Consider the following 16867-nt stretch of genomic DNA (forward strand, 5'->3'; position numbering starts at 1 on the left):
GTGTCAGGTTTTATTTACGCCTTGCGGGCTTCAACCACCGAAGTGATGAAGGGGCGCGCGGTCTTGCGATGCGCGATTTGCGTAAATCCTGCCGCGTCCAGATGCGCGGCAATTTCGGCGGCGCTGCGCGCGCGGCCCGTTCCCATGGCCAGACAATACAGGCCGAAATAGGCGTCACCTGCCCGATTGGGGCGCTCGCCGCCAGACATGGGTTCGCTGATGATAATGCGCCCACCATTGCAAAGCGCTGCGTGCGACTTGGCCAGAAGCATGCGCACCGTGTCATCGGAATGATCGTAGAGCACCCGGATCAGGCTGATTGCATCAGCCCCCATGGGAAGCGCGTCGGTGCGAAAGCTGCCGCCAGTGACAGTCGTGCGCCCATCAAGCCCCGCCTCGGCAAAACGCCGGTTTGCAGGCGCAATCACGGGCGGCAGGTCGAACAGATGCAGCGCCAGATCCGCGTAGGCTTGGCCCACAGCCGTAAGGAATGCGCCTGTGCCACCACCGACATCCAACAGCCGCGATATGCCCCTGAGATCGAGGACGCTCAGCGCCTCAGCCGCGACAAGCGTCTGGCTATCGGCCATCAATTGCGAATAGACAGCGGCCGTTTCGGGGTCGATGGTGCCGCCCGCGCCAAAAACATAGGGCCAGAACGCCGCCAATTCAGTGGCAGGTGCATCGCGGAAAAACGCCACCGGGTCGCCCATGTCACGATAAAGCACATCATGGTGGCGGATCATCTGCGCCAGACCCGGAATACCGGGAAGCGCTGCACCCAACCGACCCAGCGCATAGCGGCCATCGGCCTTGCGCTGCATCAGACCCAGCGCCGTCGCGGCCTGACACAAGACGCGCATGCGATCCGGCGCAACGCCCGTCCGCAGCGCCAGACTGTCGACGCTTCGGGGTTGGGCCGACAAGTGATCGGCCAGGTCCAGCGCGACAAAGGCCATCAAAACCTGACTGTGCAGGAATCCCGCGACCAGATCGAACAACGCCTCGCCATCCTTGCGCGCGATGCGGGCGGCAACCGGCGTGCGCGCGGCCCAGTTTTGAAACCGCGTCGACCGCAGCAAGCCGGTGCGCCACGCATAGATCCTGTCGCGCAGGCGGGGCCGGTCATCATGGGTGGGATCGGCCAAGGCCACGGATCATACCATCTGATTGGCGGGCAGAACCGGGGTCAGCCGTTCGGCGGTCTTGCGCACCAGCGCGGCCAGTCCTGCCTCACCGGGGCAAGACGGGATCGACGCGATGGCGCCCGACAAGATATCTTCGAGCCGCCGGATCGCGCCGCGCACGCCCAGTTCGGACACCGCGTTGGGACGACCATGGATTTCATCCTGATGGGCAGGCTTGCCCAAGGTCACCTCGTCATAGAGCGCATCGCGCAGATCATCGGCCACCTGAAACGCCTCGCCGATGCGTGCGCCCAATTCGGTCCAGGCTTCGGGATCCTGACCGGCGGCGGCCGCGCCCATCCGGGTCGCCGCGACAAACAGCGCGCCCGTCTTGGCGCGGTGGTAGGCGGACAGATTGATCTCGGTCTCGCTTTCCCAGCCCTGACCGGCGCAGATGCCGCCGGGCATGCCGCTGGTTTCACCGAGGATGCGCATCAATTGCAGACCGCGACGCGGATCGGCCTCGGCCGCGCGGGCCAAAACCTCGAACGCCATGATGATAAGCGAATCGCCAGCCAAAAGCGCCAGAGGCTCCCCATAGGCGCGATGCACAGACGGCTTGCCGCGCCGCGTATCGGCATTGTCGAAACAGGGCATGTCATCATGCACAAGGCTGGCGCAATGGATCAATTCGATGGCGCTGGCGGCGGCATCGGCCATCGCCGGTTGCCTGTCGCCACAGGCCATCGCCACCGACAGGCAGATCGTTGGCCGGATGCGCGCGCCGCCCGGGTTGACCGCATAATCCAGCGCCGAGGCAAGTTTCGGCGGCGGAAAGCCCGCCTGACCCTGCCGGATGGCGCCGGCAATCGCCGCTTCGATCCGAGGCTTAAGTGACATGCGCGGTCTCTCCCATCTTTGGGAATCTGTGCAGAGTGACAGCTCCTATGTAAATCAGGGTGGACAAATGCCCGCAAACTGTCAACATGAATTGACACTCAACCAGGAGACGAAGGTGACACAAGCGCCGCTCCGCGCGGTCGTGATCGGGGCCGGGATCGGCGGCCTTTCGGCGACACTCAGGCTGGCCCATGCGGGGTTGGCCGTAACCGTCATCGACATGGCACCCACCCCGGGCGGCAAGATGCGCACCCGGGCGTCGGTTGCGGGGCCGGTGGATATCGGGCCGACCGTGATGACGCTAAAGCCTGTGTTCGAAGCGCTGTTTGCCGATGTCGGCGCGCGACTGTCCGACCATGTCGCGCTGATCCCCGAGACGGTTCTGGCGCGCCATTTCTGGCGCGATGGCGCAACGCTCGATCTGGGCAATGATGCCGATCGGAACGCCGCCGCGATCCGTGCCTTTGGCGGTGACGCGGCCGAACGGCAATTTCGCCGCTTTTGCGCCCGCGCCGCACGGCTTTATGCGGCTTTTGAGGGGCCAATGCTGCATGCGCCGGAGCCGCGCCTGACCGGGCTGACCGCGCATGTCCTGAAAAACCCCGACCTTATCCCCGCCATGGCGCCCGGTCGAAGCCTGGCATCCAGCTTGGCCAGCCAATTCAGCGATCCACGGTTGCGGCAGTTGTTCGGCCGCTACGCCACCTATGTCGGCGGCTCACCCTACAAAAGCCCTGCGGTGTTGGGCCTGATCTGGCATTCCGAGGCCAGCGGCGTCTGGCGTGTGGCGGGCGGTATGCACAAGCTGGCAACCGCCATGCAAAAGCTGGCCCAAGACAAGGGCGCGCAGTTTCGCTTCGGCACGCGCGCTGTGCGCATCGAACAACAAGACGGCCATGTGACCGCCGTGCACCTTGAGGATGGCAGCCGCCTTGCCACCGATCTGGTGGTGTTCAACGGCGATCCCAAGGCGCTGGTCGAGGGGCATCTGGGAAACGGTCCGCGCAAGGCCGTGCCGGTCGCAGGCGTTGCAGCACGCAGCCTGTCAGCCTTTGTCTGGGGCTTTGCCGCAGAACCCGTGGGGGTCGATCTGGCGCACCACAATGTGTTTTTCTGTGCCGACCCGAAACGCGAATTTGCCGATCTGGCCGCCGGGCGCATGCCAACCGACGGCACGCTTTATGTTTGCGCACAGGACCGAGGGGGGGATGCACCCATCGGCCCCGAGCGCTTCGAGATCATTCTGAACGGCCCGCCCGGGCACCCCTCGACCCCGGAGGATGCATATACATGCAAGACACGCACATTCGAAACATTGGCCAGCATGGGTCTGCGCTTTTCACCCACCCCGGATATCAGCGCGCTGACCATGCCGGCGGATTTCAACAGGGCCTTTCCCGCGTCGGACGGTTCGCTCTACGGGCTGAGCCCACATGGGATGATGGCCAGCTTTCAGCGCCCCACGGCGCGCACAGCGATCAGGGGGCTGTATCTGGCGGGGGGCGGGGCGCATCCGGGGGCGGGAATTCCGATGGCCTGCCTCTCAGGGCGGCACGCGGCCGCGGCGATCTTGAGCGACCTTGCTTTGATCTCGATGTCCCGTCCGACGGCTACGCATGGTGGTATGTCGACGGGATCAGCGATGACGGGGCGCGTGCGATCTCCATCATCGGTTTCATAGGGTCGGTTTTCTCACCCTGGTATCGCTGGTCAGGGCGCAAGAACCCCGCCAATCACTGTTGTCTGAACGTTGTGACCTATGGGCGCGGCGGGCGCTGGACGATGACCGATCGCGGGCAAAGCGCACTGGGTCTGTCGCGGGACCGGCTACAGATCGGACCATCCGCCATGGTCTGGGCGGACGATCATCTCAGGATCGAGATCAACGAGATGTCCACCCCCCACGCCCAGCGCATCACCGGCGAGGTGATCATCCACCCCGCCGCGCTGACCGGGGTGGAAATGGCGCTGACGCCTGATGGCGCGCATATCTGGCGGCCTTTTGCGCCCAAGGCCCGCATCCAGGTGCGGCTGAACCGCCCCGGCTGGACCTGGACCGGGCATGGCTATTTCGATGCCAATTTCGGCACCCGCGCGCTCGAGGCCGATTTCCGCTATTGGACATGGGGGCGGTTCCCGCTCCGCGATGGCGCCGCCTGTTTCTACGACGCCCAGCGCCGCGATGGCAGCGAGCTGGCCGCCGCGATCGGCTTTGCCGAAGATGGCACGCCGCGCGCCATCGCGATGCCACCGAAGGCCAGACTGTCGCGCCCCGGCTGGATGGTGCGCCGCGAAACGCGTGCTGATGCGGGCTATCGCCCGCGACAGGTCAAGGCGATGCTGGATGCGCCGTTTTACAACCGGGCCGCCGTGCGGACCCAGATCAACGGCGAAGAATCCGTGGGCGTGTTCGAGGCGCTGGATCTCGACCGGTTCCGGGGGCCATGGCTGATGCCCATGCTGGCGGTACGCGTGCCGCGCCGCGCCGAATGGCCCGGCTGGCTTTAGCCGCACGAGGTTGCGACCCGTCCCGCCACCCGCCATATATGACCCAAACCCACGGAGGCCCCATGGCAGACAGCGATTTTCCCGGCTGGCACGGCACCACGATCATCGGCGTGCGCAAGGGCGGACAGGTGGTTGTCGCAGGCGACGGCCAAGTCAGTCTTGGCCAGACCGTGATCAAGAGCAGCGCGCGCAAGGTGCGCCGCCTGTCGCCGGGCGGGCGCGATGTGGTGGCGGGCTTTGCCGGATCGACGGCCGATGCGTTCAGCCTTCTTGAGCGGCTGGAAAAAAAGCTTGAGGCTACGCCGGGCCAATTGCAACGCGCATGCGTCGAGTTGGCCAAGGATTGGCGCACGGACAAATACCTTCAGAAACTCGAGGCGATGCTGATCGTCACCGATGGGCGGGAGCTTTACGTCATCACCGGTGCGGGCGATGTGCTGGAACCCGAACATGGGATCGCGGCCATCGGATCAGGGGGGATGTATGCGCTTGCCGCTGCCCGCGCGCTGATCGACACCGATGCCGATGCCGAAAGCATCGCGCGCCGCGCCATGGCGATCGCCGCCGATATCTGTGTCTACACCAATGGCAATCTGACGGTGGAGCGGATCGGCGGATGACCGGCATCACCCGCGACGATATCCGCGCTGCCGTTAACGCGGGGGTGATGACCGAGGCGCAGGCGGGTTTGCTGATCGTCTTGTCGGAGCAGCGTTCGGGCGTGCGCAAACATGTCGACGGGTTGGATGAACCGTTCGAGTTGTTCAAGGGTTTCAACGAGATCTTCATTGTGGTGGGTCTTTCGATCCTGTTTTTCGGCTATGCCGGGGTAACGGGCATGACGGTTCTGGGCACCACGCAGGGCTACATCCTGGGGATGGTATATGCCGTGGTGGGCATGGTGGCGGTGATGGGGCTTGCCCGGTATTTCACCCTGACCCGGCGCATGGTTGCGCCGTCCATAGCGCTGTCGGTGATGTTCGGGCTTTTGGCGGGGCAGTTCGGTTTTGCCTTTGCTGCGATGCTGGACATGACCGCGCCCAGTGCCCTGACCACGGCTTCGGCGCTCGTGGCGCTGCTGCTGTCGGGCTACTACCTTCGGTTTCGGGTGCCCTTTAGCGTTGCGCTGATCGCGGTGGCGGTCTTTGCCACAAGTTTCGGCCTTGCCATGCTGGACGGATCGTTCCCCGACAGCCCGCGCGACATTTTCTTGCTCAGCGCGGATGGCCCTTTCGCGGTGCTGACCATCGCGCTGGGCCTGATCGGGTTGGCCATCGCGCTGGGGTTCGACATGTCGGACCCGCACCGGGTGACGCGGCGCTCCGCCTCGGGATTCTGGCTGCATGTGATCGCCGCGCCCGCCATCGTGAACACGGTGGCGCTGACGCTCCTTGATACGGAAGGGATCGGCGCGCAGTTGATGCTGGCCGGGTTTCTGGCGCTGATGGCGCTTTTTGCCTTGGTGATCGACCGGCGGTCGTTCCTTGTGGCTGGTGTCGGCTATGTGGTCGCGCTGGCCATCACCATGGCCCAGGATCAGGCATCTTTCATCATCTTGATGCTGGGCGCGGGCATTGTTCTGCTTGGCGCACAATGGGAGGCGCTGCGCCGCCGCGTGATGGGCGCCCTGCCCCGGTTTCCCGGCAAGGACCGCTTGCCGCCCTATGACCTCATGACACGGGAGCCCCCGCTGTGACCGACCTGACCCCCCGCGAAATCGTGTCCGAGCTTGACCGCTTCATCATCGGGCAGCGCGATGCCAAGCGCGCTGTGGCCGTGGCGCTGCGCAACCGCTGGCGTCGCAAGCAGTTGGGCGATGATCTGCGCGACGAGGTGTATCCAAAGAACATCCTGATGATCGGGCCCACCGGCGTGGGCAAGACCGAGATCAGCCGCCGCCTGGCGAAATTGGCGCGTGCGCCCTTCATCAAGGTCGAGGCCACGAAATATACCGAGGTGGGTTACGTCGGGCGCGATGTGGAACAGATCATCCGCGATCTGGTGGATGCCGCGCAAATCATGGTGCGCGAGCACATGCGCGACGAGGTCCGCGCCAAGGCCCATGATGCGGCCGAAGAGCGCGTGATCGAAGCGCTGGCCGGTGATGCGGCCCGCGACCAGACGCGCGAGATGTTCCGCCGCAAGCTGCGCGCCGGCGAATTGGACACCACCATCATCGAGCTTGAGGTGACCGATACATCGAACCCGGTGGGCGGCTTTGACATCCCCGGTCAGCCGGGGCTTGGCGGAGGGATGATGAACCTTGGCGATCTGTTCGGCAAAGCCTTTGGCGGCCGCAAGGTGCGCCGCAAGATGACGGTGGCGGCCAGCTATGACGCCTTGATCGAAGAAGAAGCCGACAAGCTTTTGGACAGCGAGATGGTAACAAAAGAAGCCCTGCGCGCGGTAGAGCAGAACGGCATCGTCTTTATCGACGAAATCGACAAGGTCGCTTCGCGCCAGGATGTGCGCGGCGGTGATGTCAGCCGCGAGGGCGTTCAGCGCGATCTCTTGCCGCTGATCGAGGGCACGACCGTGTCCACCAAATTCGGGCCTGTGAAAACCGATCACATCCTGTTTATCGCCAGCGGTGCCTTTCACATCGCCAAACCCTCGGATCTTTTGCCAGAATTGCAGGGGCGTCTGCCGATCCGGGTCAATCTGCGGCCGTTGACCGAGGAGGATTTCGTCCGCATCCTGACGGAAACCGACAATGCCCTGACGCTGCAATACACGGCGTTGATGGCGACCGAGGCGGTCACGGTGACATTCACGCCCGATGGCATCGCCGCTTTGGCGCGCATCGCCGCCGAGGTGAATGACAGCGTCGAAAACATCGGCGCACGGCGGCTTTATACCGTGATGGAGCGGGTGTTCGAGGAGTTGAGCTTTACCGCCCCCGATCGCGGCGGCGAGGCGGTGATCGTTGATGCGGGTTTTGTCGAAAGCAATCTGGGCGAATTGACCCGCAACACCGACCTGTCGCGCTATGTGCTGTGACAGGCCCTAACGTGGCCGCTTGAGATAGACATAGTAGGCGCCGCCACCGCCATGGCGCTGGTGCGCCTCGCGGATATCAAGCACCAGCGCACCCAGCGGCGGGGCATGCAGCCAGCCGGGAACCTGATGGCGCAAGACGCCGCGCCGGATCGGGATGGGGTCGTCGCTGGCGTGGTCCTTGCCCTTGCCGGTGATCACAAGGATCAGCCGGTGGCCGTTTTCATGGGCAGAAAAGACAAAGCGGATCAGGGCGGGATGTGCTTGCGCCACCGTCATGCCGTGCAGGTCGATCCGGGCATCGGGTTTCAGCTTGCCGCGCAACAGCTTGCGATAGGCGCCATGATCCATCCGCACCGGCGCATGGGCCAGACGTGCCGAAAGATCACGCTCGGGCTGGGGTGGATGAGGTTTATGGCTGGCCTTTTCGCCCAGACGAAATGCGGGCAAACGATCGCGCGGGGCCGTCTGGATCGGTGGGAGGGCGGCGGGCGGCGGGTCTGGCGGTGTCGGGCGCGGCCCCGGCATGGGGCGATCCAGCGGGTTGACGGTTTGGGCGACCTTGTCCCACAGCGCGCGATCTTCGGCGCTTAACCCGGATTTGCCGCGGCGCGCCATCGCTCAGGCGTCTCGCTGGCGTCGATGCGCCAGGGCGGTAGGCAGCAAGACGATCATCCGCCCCCGGTCACGGATCGCACCCGCGGCCAGCCCCGCCGCTTGGCCGGTGCCAAAAAAGATATCAGCCCGCTGCGCGCCCTTGATCGCGCCGCCTGTGTCTTGTGCGATCATCAGCCGCCGCATCGGGTTGGCGCCATGCTTTTCGATCCAGACTGGCGCCCCCAAAGGCGTGTGCCCCGGATCGACCGCTATGCTGCGCAATGGCGTCACCGACCGGTTCATCGCCCCCAGTGGCCCCTGTGCGGGATCGGGCAAATCGATCTGACGAAAAAAGATGTAGGACGGGTTGTGAAAGAGCAATTCGTGCCCTTCGGCCGGATTGCAGCGCACCCAATCGCGGATCGCCTGCATCGACATGCGATCGGGTTCGACAACACCGCGATGGATCAGCTCTTGCCCGATGGAGCGATAGGGTTGGCCATTGCGGCCGTCATAGCCCACGCGGATCGTCGCGCCATCCCCAAGCCGGATACGGCCCGACCCCTGAACCTGAAGAAAAAAGACATCCAGCGGGTCTTCCAGCCATGCTATTTCAAGCCCGCGTCCCTGCAGTAACTTGCGCTCTTCGATGTCTCGGCGCGTTTCCCACAAGCCGCCCCGCGCCTCTGGGGGGGTGCGGTAGATGGGACAGCGAAAGCGCGTGTCGGGGTGGCGCGACCCATCGAATTCCGGTTCATAATATCCCGTGAACAGGGCCGAAGCGCCGCCACCGATCAGGACGGGGCAAAAGAAGTGTTCGAAAAAGCCACGCGGGTCCTGATCCGCCTCTGGCAAGGCGCTGATGGGCTTTTGCCAGTCTGACCCCGCCAGATCATCACAAGTGATACGAAAGGCCGAAACGGCCGCGCCGTGATCATCCGCGTCCCAGCCATCGAGATCAGCGAAAGACATAAGCGCGATGGTCTCTTCAGACACAGCTGAGCCGCTCCTGCGCGTGACAGCCGGAAAACGGCTGGAACCGATCACCACCCCATGCGCGGGCCATCAGTCGGTGGCAACCAGTTCCCAATTCGGATCATTGGCGCCCATGGTGCGCGCAAAGGTCCAGACATCGCGCTGGCGCTTGATTTCATTGGGGTCGCCTTCGACCACCTGACGATCCGCGTTACGGACCACCGAGGTCAGTTCACCCACGAAGCGCACCGTGATTTCACCCATGCCGGTTGCCCGATCAAAGCGTGCATGGTCCAGCGCCAGTTCGCGAATGCCGATAAAGCTGGCGTCGATGGTCAGGTTCTGTTCCTGACGCTGACGGATGACCGTTTCAAAGGTGTCCATCACATCGGGCGCAAGGAAGGGGCGCAGCCCATCCACATCCCCGTTCTCAAAGGCCATCAGGATCATTTCATAAGCGCCGCGCGCTCCCTGGAGGAACTCCGACACGGAAAAGCCGGGTTCTGCCAGCTTCATGGCGGCCAGCGCCTTGGCGCTATCCGATCCGTCCTCGACATGATCCGTGATGTCGCGGTCGGGGCCGCCTTCGATCACCTCAAAGTCGCGGCGCCGATCCGGTCGGGCGGTTGGGGTGGAGACGGGGGGGTTTTCGAAACCTTCGCGGGTTCCCAACACGCTGCGCAACCGCAAGATCAGAAAGATCGCGATACCGGCGAGAACCAGAAAGGGCAACAGGGACGAGTTCATGAAAGCTCCTTGCCGGGCGAACAGTCTTCTAATTTGGGCCGTGAAGAACATATGTAGGTCAGGGGTGGTATCAAGTCCATCACCCAAGACCGCGCTTTATCGCGCAGATGCAGACCGGAGCTTTGCCGATGTGGCTGTTTGTTGCTTTTCTGATGGTGCCGCTGATCGAGATCGCCCTGTTCATTCAGGTGGGCGGCTGGATCGGATTGTGGCCCACCCTGGCCATCGTGGTTCTGACAGCGGTTGCGGGAACCGTTTTGGTGCGCTCACAAGGCGCGGCCGTCTTGGCGCGGCTGCGCAGCAGTTTCGAAACGCTGCGCGATCCGACCGAGCCCTTGGCGCATGGGGCGATGATCCTGTTTTCCGGCGCGCTTTTGCTGACGCCGGGGTTTTTTACCGATACGGTGGGGTTCTTGTTGCTGGTGCCGGCGGTGCGCGCTTGGGTTTTGCGCGAAGCCTCAAGGCGCATCCAGATCCGCACGCTGCACATGGGGCCACGGCCACCTGAACCACCGCAGCCAACCGATGATGTCATCGATGCCAGCTATACCGTGGACGACCCGCCCGGCCGCACCGACACACCATCGGGCACCCCATCAGGATGGACGAGGCATTGAGGCCCGCGCCCCGGGCTGCTAGAGGCTTGGGCCGATTGATCCCATAACGTGACGGTTGGAGAAAACAATGTCCGAGAGCAATGGAGCGTCCACCCCCAAGACCCCGGAAGTCGCCGCACAGCCGGTGATGCCGAAGCTGCAGGTCTTGGGCCAGTTTGTGCGCGATATGTCATTTGAGAACATCGCTGCCCAGAAAGCCCTGAATTCGCAAGCCCAGCCCGATATTCAGGTGCAGGTGGCGCTCGATGCGCGCAAACGCGACGCCGAGGATCAGTTTGATGTGATCATGAAGCTCAAGATCGACAGCAAGACCCGGGAAAGCACGCCACAGCCGATCTTTTTGATGGAGCTGGAATATGGCGGCATCTTCAAGATCGAAAACGTGAGCAACGAGCAGCTTCATCCGTTCTTGCTGATCGAATGCCCGCGGATGCTGTTTCCGTTCGTGCGGCGGATCGTATCTGATGTCACACGCGATGGGGGCTACCCGCCGCTGAACCTTGATACGATCGATTTTCTTGCGCTCTATCGCCAGCAATTGGCGCAGCGCAGCGCACCACAAAAAGCCGACGCCTGATCGCTCAGCGCGGCTTCGACCAGATCGCGCCCGCCCCTAGTTCTGCCACCATGGCATCATGGGCGGCGCGCTCTGCGTCGGTCAATCGCTGTGGCAGTGGTTTGGGGCGCGGCGCGGGGCGCCAATCGCAGGTTTCGTGACGCGCCGGATCGGCGATGCGTGCTGCGCCCAGACCGAAATCCGCCTGTCGCCCGCCGGTCAGCTCCAGATAGACCTCGGCCAGAATTTCCGAATCAAGCAAGGCGCCGTGCAAGCTGCGTTTGGTGTTGTCGATCCCAAACCGCCGACACAGCGCATCAAGCGATGCGGGCGAGCCGGGAAAGCGACGCCGCGCCATGAGCAAGGTATCGGTGGCACGCTGATCGGGTAAGGAAGGCATGCCCAGCCATGACAGTTCCGCGTTCAGAAAGCGCATGTCAAAGCTGGCGTTGTGAATGATCAGCTGCGCGTCCGTGATAAAGTCGAGAAACCCGCGCGCGATATCCGCAAATCGAGGCTTGTCCGCCAGAAACGCCGCGCTGATCCCGTGCACGGCAAAGGCTTCGGGTGGCATATCGCGATCGGGGTTGATGTATTGGTGGTAGGTATTTCCGGTGGGAACCTGGTTCCACAATTCCACCGCCCCGATTTCGACAATGCGGTGCGGGGGCGTGTCAAAGGGATCGAGGCCCGTTGTTTCGGTATCCAGCACGATCTCTCGCATCAGTCACCCCCTTGTTCCGTCAAGACGCCAATCAGCCTTGCCACTTCGGCACGGGTCAGGTCCAACGTCTGTGTTTCGATGACATGATCGGCGCGGGCTTGTTTTTCAGCATCTGGCACCTGACGCGACAGAATTTCGGAAAACAGTGCCTCGGTCATGCCGGGGCGGGCCATGACGCGGGCGCGTTGGGTTTCGGGGTCGGTGGTCACGACCAAGACAGCGTCCAGCCATGCATCTGCCCCGGTTTCGAACAACAAGGGGATATCAAGCAAGACAAGCGGCGCAGTGGCATGGTGGCGCAAAAACCGGGCCCGATCCTTGGCAACAAGCGGGTGAACGATGTCTTCCAGCCGGTCAAGCAGTGTGGAGTCGGATGCGATCGCTTGCTTCAGCCTTGCGCGGCTGATGGCGCCATCCACCAGTGCCATCGGAACCGCTGCAGCGATGGGCGCAACGGCCGCCCCGCCCGGAGCGTAAAGCCGGTGCACGGCTTCATCCGCGTCCCAGACCGGCACGTTGAGCGCGCGGAACATCGCCGCGGTGGTGGATTTTCCCATTCCGATCGATCCCGTCAAGCCAAGCTTGAGCGTCATGGTGCCAAAACCGCTTGGCGCAAATCATCATCGACCATGGGGGTGTAGCCAAACCAGCGTTCAAATCCAGGGGCTGCTTGATGCAACAGCATCCCAAGCCCATCGACCGTTTCGCACCCCATGGCTTGGGCCTGGCGCAAGACATCGGTCTGCAAGGGTTTGTAGACGATATCGGTCACCACCGTGGGGCGTGACAGCCGCGACAGATCAAGCGTCAAGGGGGGCTGGCCCACCATCCCAAGGGAAGTTGTGTTGACGACCAGGGCCGCGTCAGACACCAGATCGGGGATGCGTGTCCAATCCTGTGGCTCGACGCGGGCGCCGAACTGATCGCGAAGGGCGTCGGCGCGGGACCTTGTCCTGTTGGCCACGATCACGCGGGGCGCGCCGTCCTGGATCAGCGCCGAAACAATGGCCTTGGCCGCACCACCCGCGCCCAGAACCAGGGCAGGCCCGCTTGCTGCCGTCCAGCCGGGCAGGTTCTGGCGGATGTTTTCCAAGAATCCAACGCCATCGGTGTTGTCGGCTTGAATGCGCCCGTCATTGAGAAAGGTCAGCGTGTTGGCCGCCCCGATCAAGGCGGCGCGATCGCTGACCTGGCTGGCCAGAGACAGCACATATTCCTTGTGCGGGATCGTGATGTTTACACCAACAAATCCCATGTGCGGCAGGATACGCAAGACATCCGCCAGATGGGCATGAGTGACATGCAAAGGCAGATAATGGCCTTTCAGCCCGTAGCGCCGCAGCCAATGACCATGCAATCTGGGGGATGCGGAATGGGCAATGGGATCACCGATCACCCCTGCCAGCGGGATCTCTGGTCGGATCATGAAAACCTCCAGCCTCGGAGCCTGAGATATGAGGAAATCTCGAGCAAGGGAAGGCCCAGCACCGAAAACCAATCCCCGTCGATACGCGAAAACAGCCGTGCGCCAAGCGCTTCGGCCTGATAGGCGCCAACCGAGCCTTGGACCGTCGGCCAAGCCTGATCAAGGTAGCTTTCGATTTCGTCAGATGTCAATTTATGCATGGTCATACGGGCGTGACCCACATGGCGCCAGACGGGAGCGCCATCTTCATGGATCACCGCGGCGGAGTAGAGATGATGGGTCTGTCCTGACAGGCGCGATAGCTGATCTTGCGCGTCCTGCCGATCACTGGGTTTGGCGAAAATATCGGTCTTCAGCGACAAGATCTGATCGCAGCCCAAGGTAAGGCCGCCTTGATCGGCCTTGCGCGCCTTGAATTCAGCCAAGGCATCGGCGATGTCGCGCGGCGTGGCTCCGTCCTGGAGCAGCGCATCGCGGATGGCGGCTTCGTCGATTCGAACCGGCCGTTGGTGATGCGCGATACCCAGCTGATCGAGCAGCTGGCTTCGAATGTGCGAGGCAGAGGCCAGCGTCAGGCGCGGCAAATCAACGAAAATCTTGTCCATGAACCTGTGCATAACGGATGGAGTGGTCCGGCGACAATCCTGTTGGTTGATCCATGGGCTACCAAGGAACGCCATTCGGGCAAGGCGCACATGAACCATCCTTGGGTTTTCCACGGTGATGGTTTGTCCAGCGTCTTGGTGGGAGATATGCGTCACGGAGCAGGTTGGTAGCGATCAATCCAAGGCTTTCTGGTCAAAAACGAGATAGTAAACCTATGAATTTAATATATATTTATGAGTTACTAAATTTTGTGAGTGGAATGTGAACTGTTTCCCCCTTGTGGATCACCACAGGATCAGTGCTGTGAAAAAGGGTTTTGTCACTTGCCAAGCCCCATACAACCATCACAATTTTTTTCTATAAACTTGCTTTTCAAGAAAGAGGGATGTCCTGTCTGCATGCTTGACAGGGGGTCTGCTGGCCCATAGCAGTGACAACGTGCCCAGTCGGGATCACCTTTCCTTATGACATCACTGAGAGACGGCCTGTTGCAGGGTTGTCCAGCTGTAGGATTTTCATGACCGAGATGACGTTGAAATTGGCCGACCTCAAGGCCAAGTCACCCAAAGACCTATTGGCTATGGCCGAAGAGCTTGAGATCGAGAACGCGTCGACCATGCGCAAGGGCGACATGATGTTCGAGATCCTGCGCGAACGCGCTGATGAGGGGTGGGAGATTTCGGGTGACGGTGTTCTGGAGGTGCTCCAGGACGGTTTCGGTTTTCTTCGCTCACCGGCTGCCAACTATCTGCCAGGACCGGACGATATCTATGTTTCGCCTGACATGATCCGCCAGCACAGTCTTAGAACAGGTGACACGGTCGAAGGTGTCATGTCAGCGCCACGGGAAACAGAGCGGTATTTCGCGCTCGTGAAGGTACAAAGGATCAATTTTGAAGACCCGGAGCGCGCGCGCCACAAGGTGGCTTTCGACAATCTGACGCCTCTTTATCCTGACGAACGCTTGAAGATGGAGATCGAGGACCCGACCATAAAGGATCGGTCGGCCCGCATCATCGATCTTGTGGCGCCCATCGGGAAAGGGCAGCGCGCCCTGATTGTTGCGCCGCCGCGCACTGGCAAGACGGTTTTGTTGCAAAACATCGCGCATTCGATCGAGACCAACCATCCGGAATGCTATTTGATCGTGCTGTTGATCGATGAACGCCCCGAAGAAGTTACCGATATGCAGCGCAGCGTGAAGGGCGAAGTGATTTCGTCAACCTTCGACGAGCCCGCCACGCGCCATGTGGCCGTGGCCGAGATGGTGATCGAAAAAGCCAAGCGTCTGGTCGAACATAAGCGCGATGTGGTGATCTTGCTGGATTCGATCACCAGACTGGGGCGCGCCTATAACACTGTGGTGCCATCATCAGGCAAGGTCCTGACCGGGGGCGTCGATGCCAATGCCTTGCAGCGGCCAAAGCGCTTTTTCGGGGCAGCGCGCAACATTGAAGAAGGCGGTTCCCTGACCATCATCGCGACAGCGCTTATCGATACGGGCAGTCGGATGGATGAGGTGATCTTTGAGGAATTCAAGGGAACGGGCAACTCGGAATTGGTGCTTGACCGCAAGGTGGCAGACAAGCGTGTGTTCCCGGCGATGGATATTCTCAAGTCCGGGACCCGGAAGGAAGATCTTTTGGTGGACAAGGTCGATCTGCAAAAGACCTATGTCTTGCGGCGTATCTTGAACCCGATGGGCACGACGGATGCGATCGAATTCCTGATTTCCAAGCTGAAGCAGACAAAATCAAACGCGGAATTCTTCGATTCCATGAACGCCTAAGGAGCAGGGTCCGTGCATACGATTTTTGCCCTGGCTACCGCCCGGGGAAAGTCGGGCGTAGCCGTGATCCGGGTTTCCGGCTCTCAAGCACATGATGTCGCACAATTTTTAGCCGGGGACTTGCCCGACCCGGGCCGATTTGCGTTGCGCAAGCTCAAGGATACTTCTGGGACTGTCTTGGATGAAGCATTGGTGCTTCGATTTGATGCGCCGCACAGCTTTACGGGTGAGGATGTGGTGGAGTTGCAGGTCCACGGCAGCATCGCCATCATCCGAGCGATCGAGGCCAGTATCGCCCAGTCTGGCCTTGCGAGGTATGCGGAGCCTGGTGAATTCACGCGACGTGCCTTGTTGAATGGCAATCTGGATCTGGCGCAGGTTGAGGGGCTTTCTGATCTGATAGCAGCGGAAACGGAAAGCCAGCGTCGTCAAGCCCAGGCGCTTTTCTCGGGTGCTTTGCGGGTTTTTTCGGAAGAGTGCCGGCGGGATCTGATCCGTGCGACGGCCTTGATTGAAGCGACGATAGATTTTGCCGATGAAGAAGTGCCGGTGGATGTGTCGCCGGAGGTTGGATATCTGATCGCTGCTGTTCTTGGACGAATAGACGAGCAGCTTAAGGGCTCTGCGGCAGCAGAGCGGATGAGGCATGGGTTCGAGGTCGCGATCATCGGGCCGCCAAATGCTGGTAAATCAACATTAATCAATAGGATAGCTGGGCGAGATATCGCCATCACATCAGATATTCCCGGCACGACCCGCGATGTTTTGGAAGCCCGTGTTGACGTTCATGGAATACCCGTCACCTTTTTGGATACCGCTGGGCTACGGGAAGCAACCGACCCCATCGAACGTATCGGGGTAGAACGCGCCAAGGAACGGGCGCGCGAGGCTGATCTTAGGGTGCATTTGATCGACGGCGCTGATGCTTTGGTTGATGCTGACGTGGGATGCTCCGTTGATCTTGTGTATCACACCAAGTCCGACCTGACAGGTCGGGGGCTGTCCGCCGTCACGGGCGACGGTATTGATGGTCTTTTGGCGGATATTGCGCGGGTGTTGTCCGATCGTGTGTCTCACGCATCGCTTGCATCGCATGAACGCCATCGAATGGCGCTCTTTCGTGCCAGGGATGGGTTGACCGTGGCTCAGGAGATTTTTAGGCGTGGCCAAGAGGGATCGGAAATACTTGCCTTGCAATTGCGGGAGGCGGTAGCCGCCCTTGACTCGTTGATCGGGCGTGTGGATGTAGAAGCGGTGCTTGGCGAGATTTTTGCGCAGTTTTGCATCGGAAAGTGAAA

General features: G+C 61.7%; 18 protein-coding genes. 9 read left to right on the forward strand and 9 right to left on the reverse strand.

What is annotated here, in order from left to right; translation table 11 throughout:
• Window positions 1-14 precede the first annotated feature (14 nt).
• Both Q0094_RS04860 and Q0094_RS04865 read right to left on the reverse strand, forming a co-directional pair.
• On the reverse strand, window positions 15-1154 hold the full coding sequence (locus Q0094_RS04860) for a methyltransferase (RefSeq protein ID WP_366940218.1): 1140 nt from the start codon (window positions 1152-1154) through the stop codon (window positions 15-17).
• Window positions 1155-1157: 3 nt separating this feature from the next.
• Window positions 1158-2027, reverse strand: a complete 870-nt coding sequence (locus Q0094_RS04865) for a polyprenyl synthetase family protein (RefSeq protein WP_297615823.1) — start codon at window positions 2025-2027, stop codon at window positions 1158-1160.
• Window positions 2028-2094: 67 nt separating this feature from the next.
• On the opposite strand from Q0094_RS04865, the gene crtD reads away from it, so the two are divergent.
• From crtD to hslU, 5 genes are all read left to right on the forward strand, one after another.
• Window positions 2095-3708 carry a 1-hydroxycarotenoid 3,4-desaturase CrtD gene (gene crtD / locus Q0094_RS04870; RefSeq protein ID WP_297615825.1) on the forward strand — a complete coding sequence of 538 codons (1614 nt, stop codon included), beginning with the start codon at window positions 2095-2097 and terminating at the stop codon, window positions 3706-3708.
• Window positions 3663-4535, forward strand: a complete 873-nt coding sequence (gene crtC / locus Q0094_RS04875; RefSeq protein WP_297615880.1) for a carotenoid 1,2-hydratase — start codon at window positions 3663-3665, stop codon at window positions 4533-4535. Before crtD ends, crtC begins: the two co-directional genes overlap by 46 nt.
• A gap of 62 nt (window positions 4536-4597) precedes the next feature.
• Window positions 4598-5155: an ATP-dependent protease subunit HslV gene (gene hslV, locus Q0094_RS04880; RefSeq protein WP_297615827.1), complete on the forward strand. Its 558-nt coding sequence runs from the start codon at window positions 4598-4600 to the stop codon at window positions 5153-5155.
• Entirely contained in the window at window positions 5152-6231 is a 1080-nt protein-coding gene (locus Q0094_RS04885) for a hypothetical protein (protein ID WP_297615829.1), read from the forward strand. The genes hslV and Q0094_RS04885 overlap by 4 nt, the downstream gene beginning before the upstream one ends.
• On the forward strand, window positions 6228-7535 hold the full coding sequence (hslU, locus tag Q0094_RS04890) for an ATP-dependent protease ATPase subunit HslU (RefSeq protein WP_297615831.1): 1308 nt from the start codon (window positions 6228-6230) through the stop codon (window positions 7533-7535). Before Q0094_RS04885 ends, hslU begins: the two co-directional genes overlap by 4 nt.
• Window positions 7536-7541: 6 nt before the next feature.
• Here the strand turns inward: hslU and Q0094_RS04895 are convergent, their stop codons facing one another.
• From Q0094_RS04895 to Q0094_RS04905, 3 genes are all read right to left on the reverse strand, one after another.
• Complete coding sequence (locus Q0094_RS04895) at window positions 7542-8150, reverse strand: Smr/MutS family protein (protein WP_297615833.1); 609 nt, start codon at window positions 8148-8150, stop codon at window positions 7542-7544.
• 3 nt (window positions 8151-8153) lie between these two features.
• Window positions 8154-9101, reverse strand: a complete 948-nt coding sequence (locus tag Q0094_RS04900; RefSeq protein WP_366940219.1) for a murein transglycosylase A — start codon at window positions 9099-9101, stop codon at window positions 8154-8156.
• A gap of 93 nt (window positions 9102-9194) precedes the next feature.
• A complete protein-coding gene (locus Q0094_RS04905; protein ID WP_297615837.1) occupies window positions 9195-9851 on the reverse strand; it encodes a Tim44/TimA family putative adaptor protein in 657 nt (218 codons plus the stop codon).
• A 128-nt stretch (window positions 9852-9979) separates the two neighbouring features.
• Here Q0094_RS04905 and Q0094_RS04910 point away from each other — a divergent pair, with 128 nt between their 5' ends.
• Both Q0094_RS04910 and secB read left to right on the forward strand, forming a co-directional pair.
• Window positions 9980-10468 (forward strand): FxsA family protein, encoded by a 489-nt coding sequence (locus tag Q0094_RS04910; RefSeq protein ID WP_297615882.1) that lies wholly within the window; start codon window positions 9980-9982, stop codon window positions 10466-10468.
• Window positions 10469-10535: 67 nt separating this feature from the next.
• On the forward strand, window positions 10536-11045 hold the full coding sequence (gene secB / locus Q0094_RS04915) for a protein-export chaperone SecB (protein WP_297615839.1): 510 nt from the start codon (window positions 10536-10538) through the stop codon (window positions 11043-11045).
• Between the two features lie 4 nt (window positions 11046-11049).
• Here the strand turns inward: secB and dnaQ are convergent, their stop codons facing one another.
• From dnaQ to Q0094_RS04935, 4 genes are read right to left on the reverse strand one after another with little or no spacing between them, the layout of a single operon-like run.
• On the reverse strand, window positions 11050-11748 hold the full coding sequence (gene dnaQ, locus Q0094_RS04920; protein ID WP_297615841.1) for a DNA polymerase III subunit epsilon: 699 nt from the start codon (window positions 11746-11748) through the stop codon (window positions 11050-11052).
• On the reverse strand, window positions 11748-12341 hold the full coding sequence (gene coaE / locus Q0094_RS04925) for a dephospho-CoA kinase (RefSeq protein WP_297615843.1): 594 nt from the start codon (window positions 12339-12341) through the stop codon (window positions 11748-11750). The genes dnaQ and coaE overlap by 1 nt, the downstream gene beginning before the upstream one ends.
• Window positions 12338-13174: a shikimate dehydrogenase gene (locus Q0094_RS04930; protein WP_297615845.1), complete on the reverse strand. Its 837-nt coding sequence runs from the start codon at window positions 13172-13174 to the stop codon at window positions 12338-12340. Before Q0094_RS04930 ends, coaE begins: the two co-directional genes overlap by 4 nt.
• Entirely contained in the window at window positions 13171-13779 is a 609-nt protein-coding gene (locus Q0094_RS04935) for a Maf family protein (RefSeq protein WP_297615847.1), read from the reverse strand. Before Q0094_RS04935 ends, Q0094_RS04930 begins: the two co-directional genes overlap by 4 nt.
• 518 nt (window positions 13780-14297) lie before the next feature.
• Between Q0094_RS04935 and rho the strand changes: the two genes are divergently transcribed.
• Window positions 14298-15569 carry a transcription termination factor Rho gene (gene rho, locus Q0094_RS04940; RefSeq protein ID WP_297615849.1) on the forward strand — a complete coding sequence of 424 codons (1272 nt, stop codon included), beginning with the start codon at window positions 14298-14300 and terminating at the stop codon, window positions 15567-15569.
• A 12-nt stretch (window positions 15570-15581) separates the two neighbouring features.
• Window positions 15582-16865, forward strand: coding sequence for a tRNA uridine-5-carboxymethylaminomethyl(34) synthesis GTPase MnmE (mnmE, locus tag Q0094_RS04945; RefSeq protein ID WP_297615851.1), 1284 nt, complete (start codon window positions 15582-15584; stop codon window positions 16863-16865).
• Window positions 16866-16867 lie beyond the last annotated feature (2 nt).

Source organism: uncultured Roseicyclus sp. (assembly GCF_937892565.1).
GTDB lineage: Bacteria > Pseudomonadota > Alphaproteobacteria > Rhodobacterales > Rhodobacteraceae > Roseicyclus.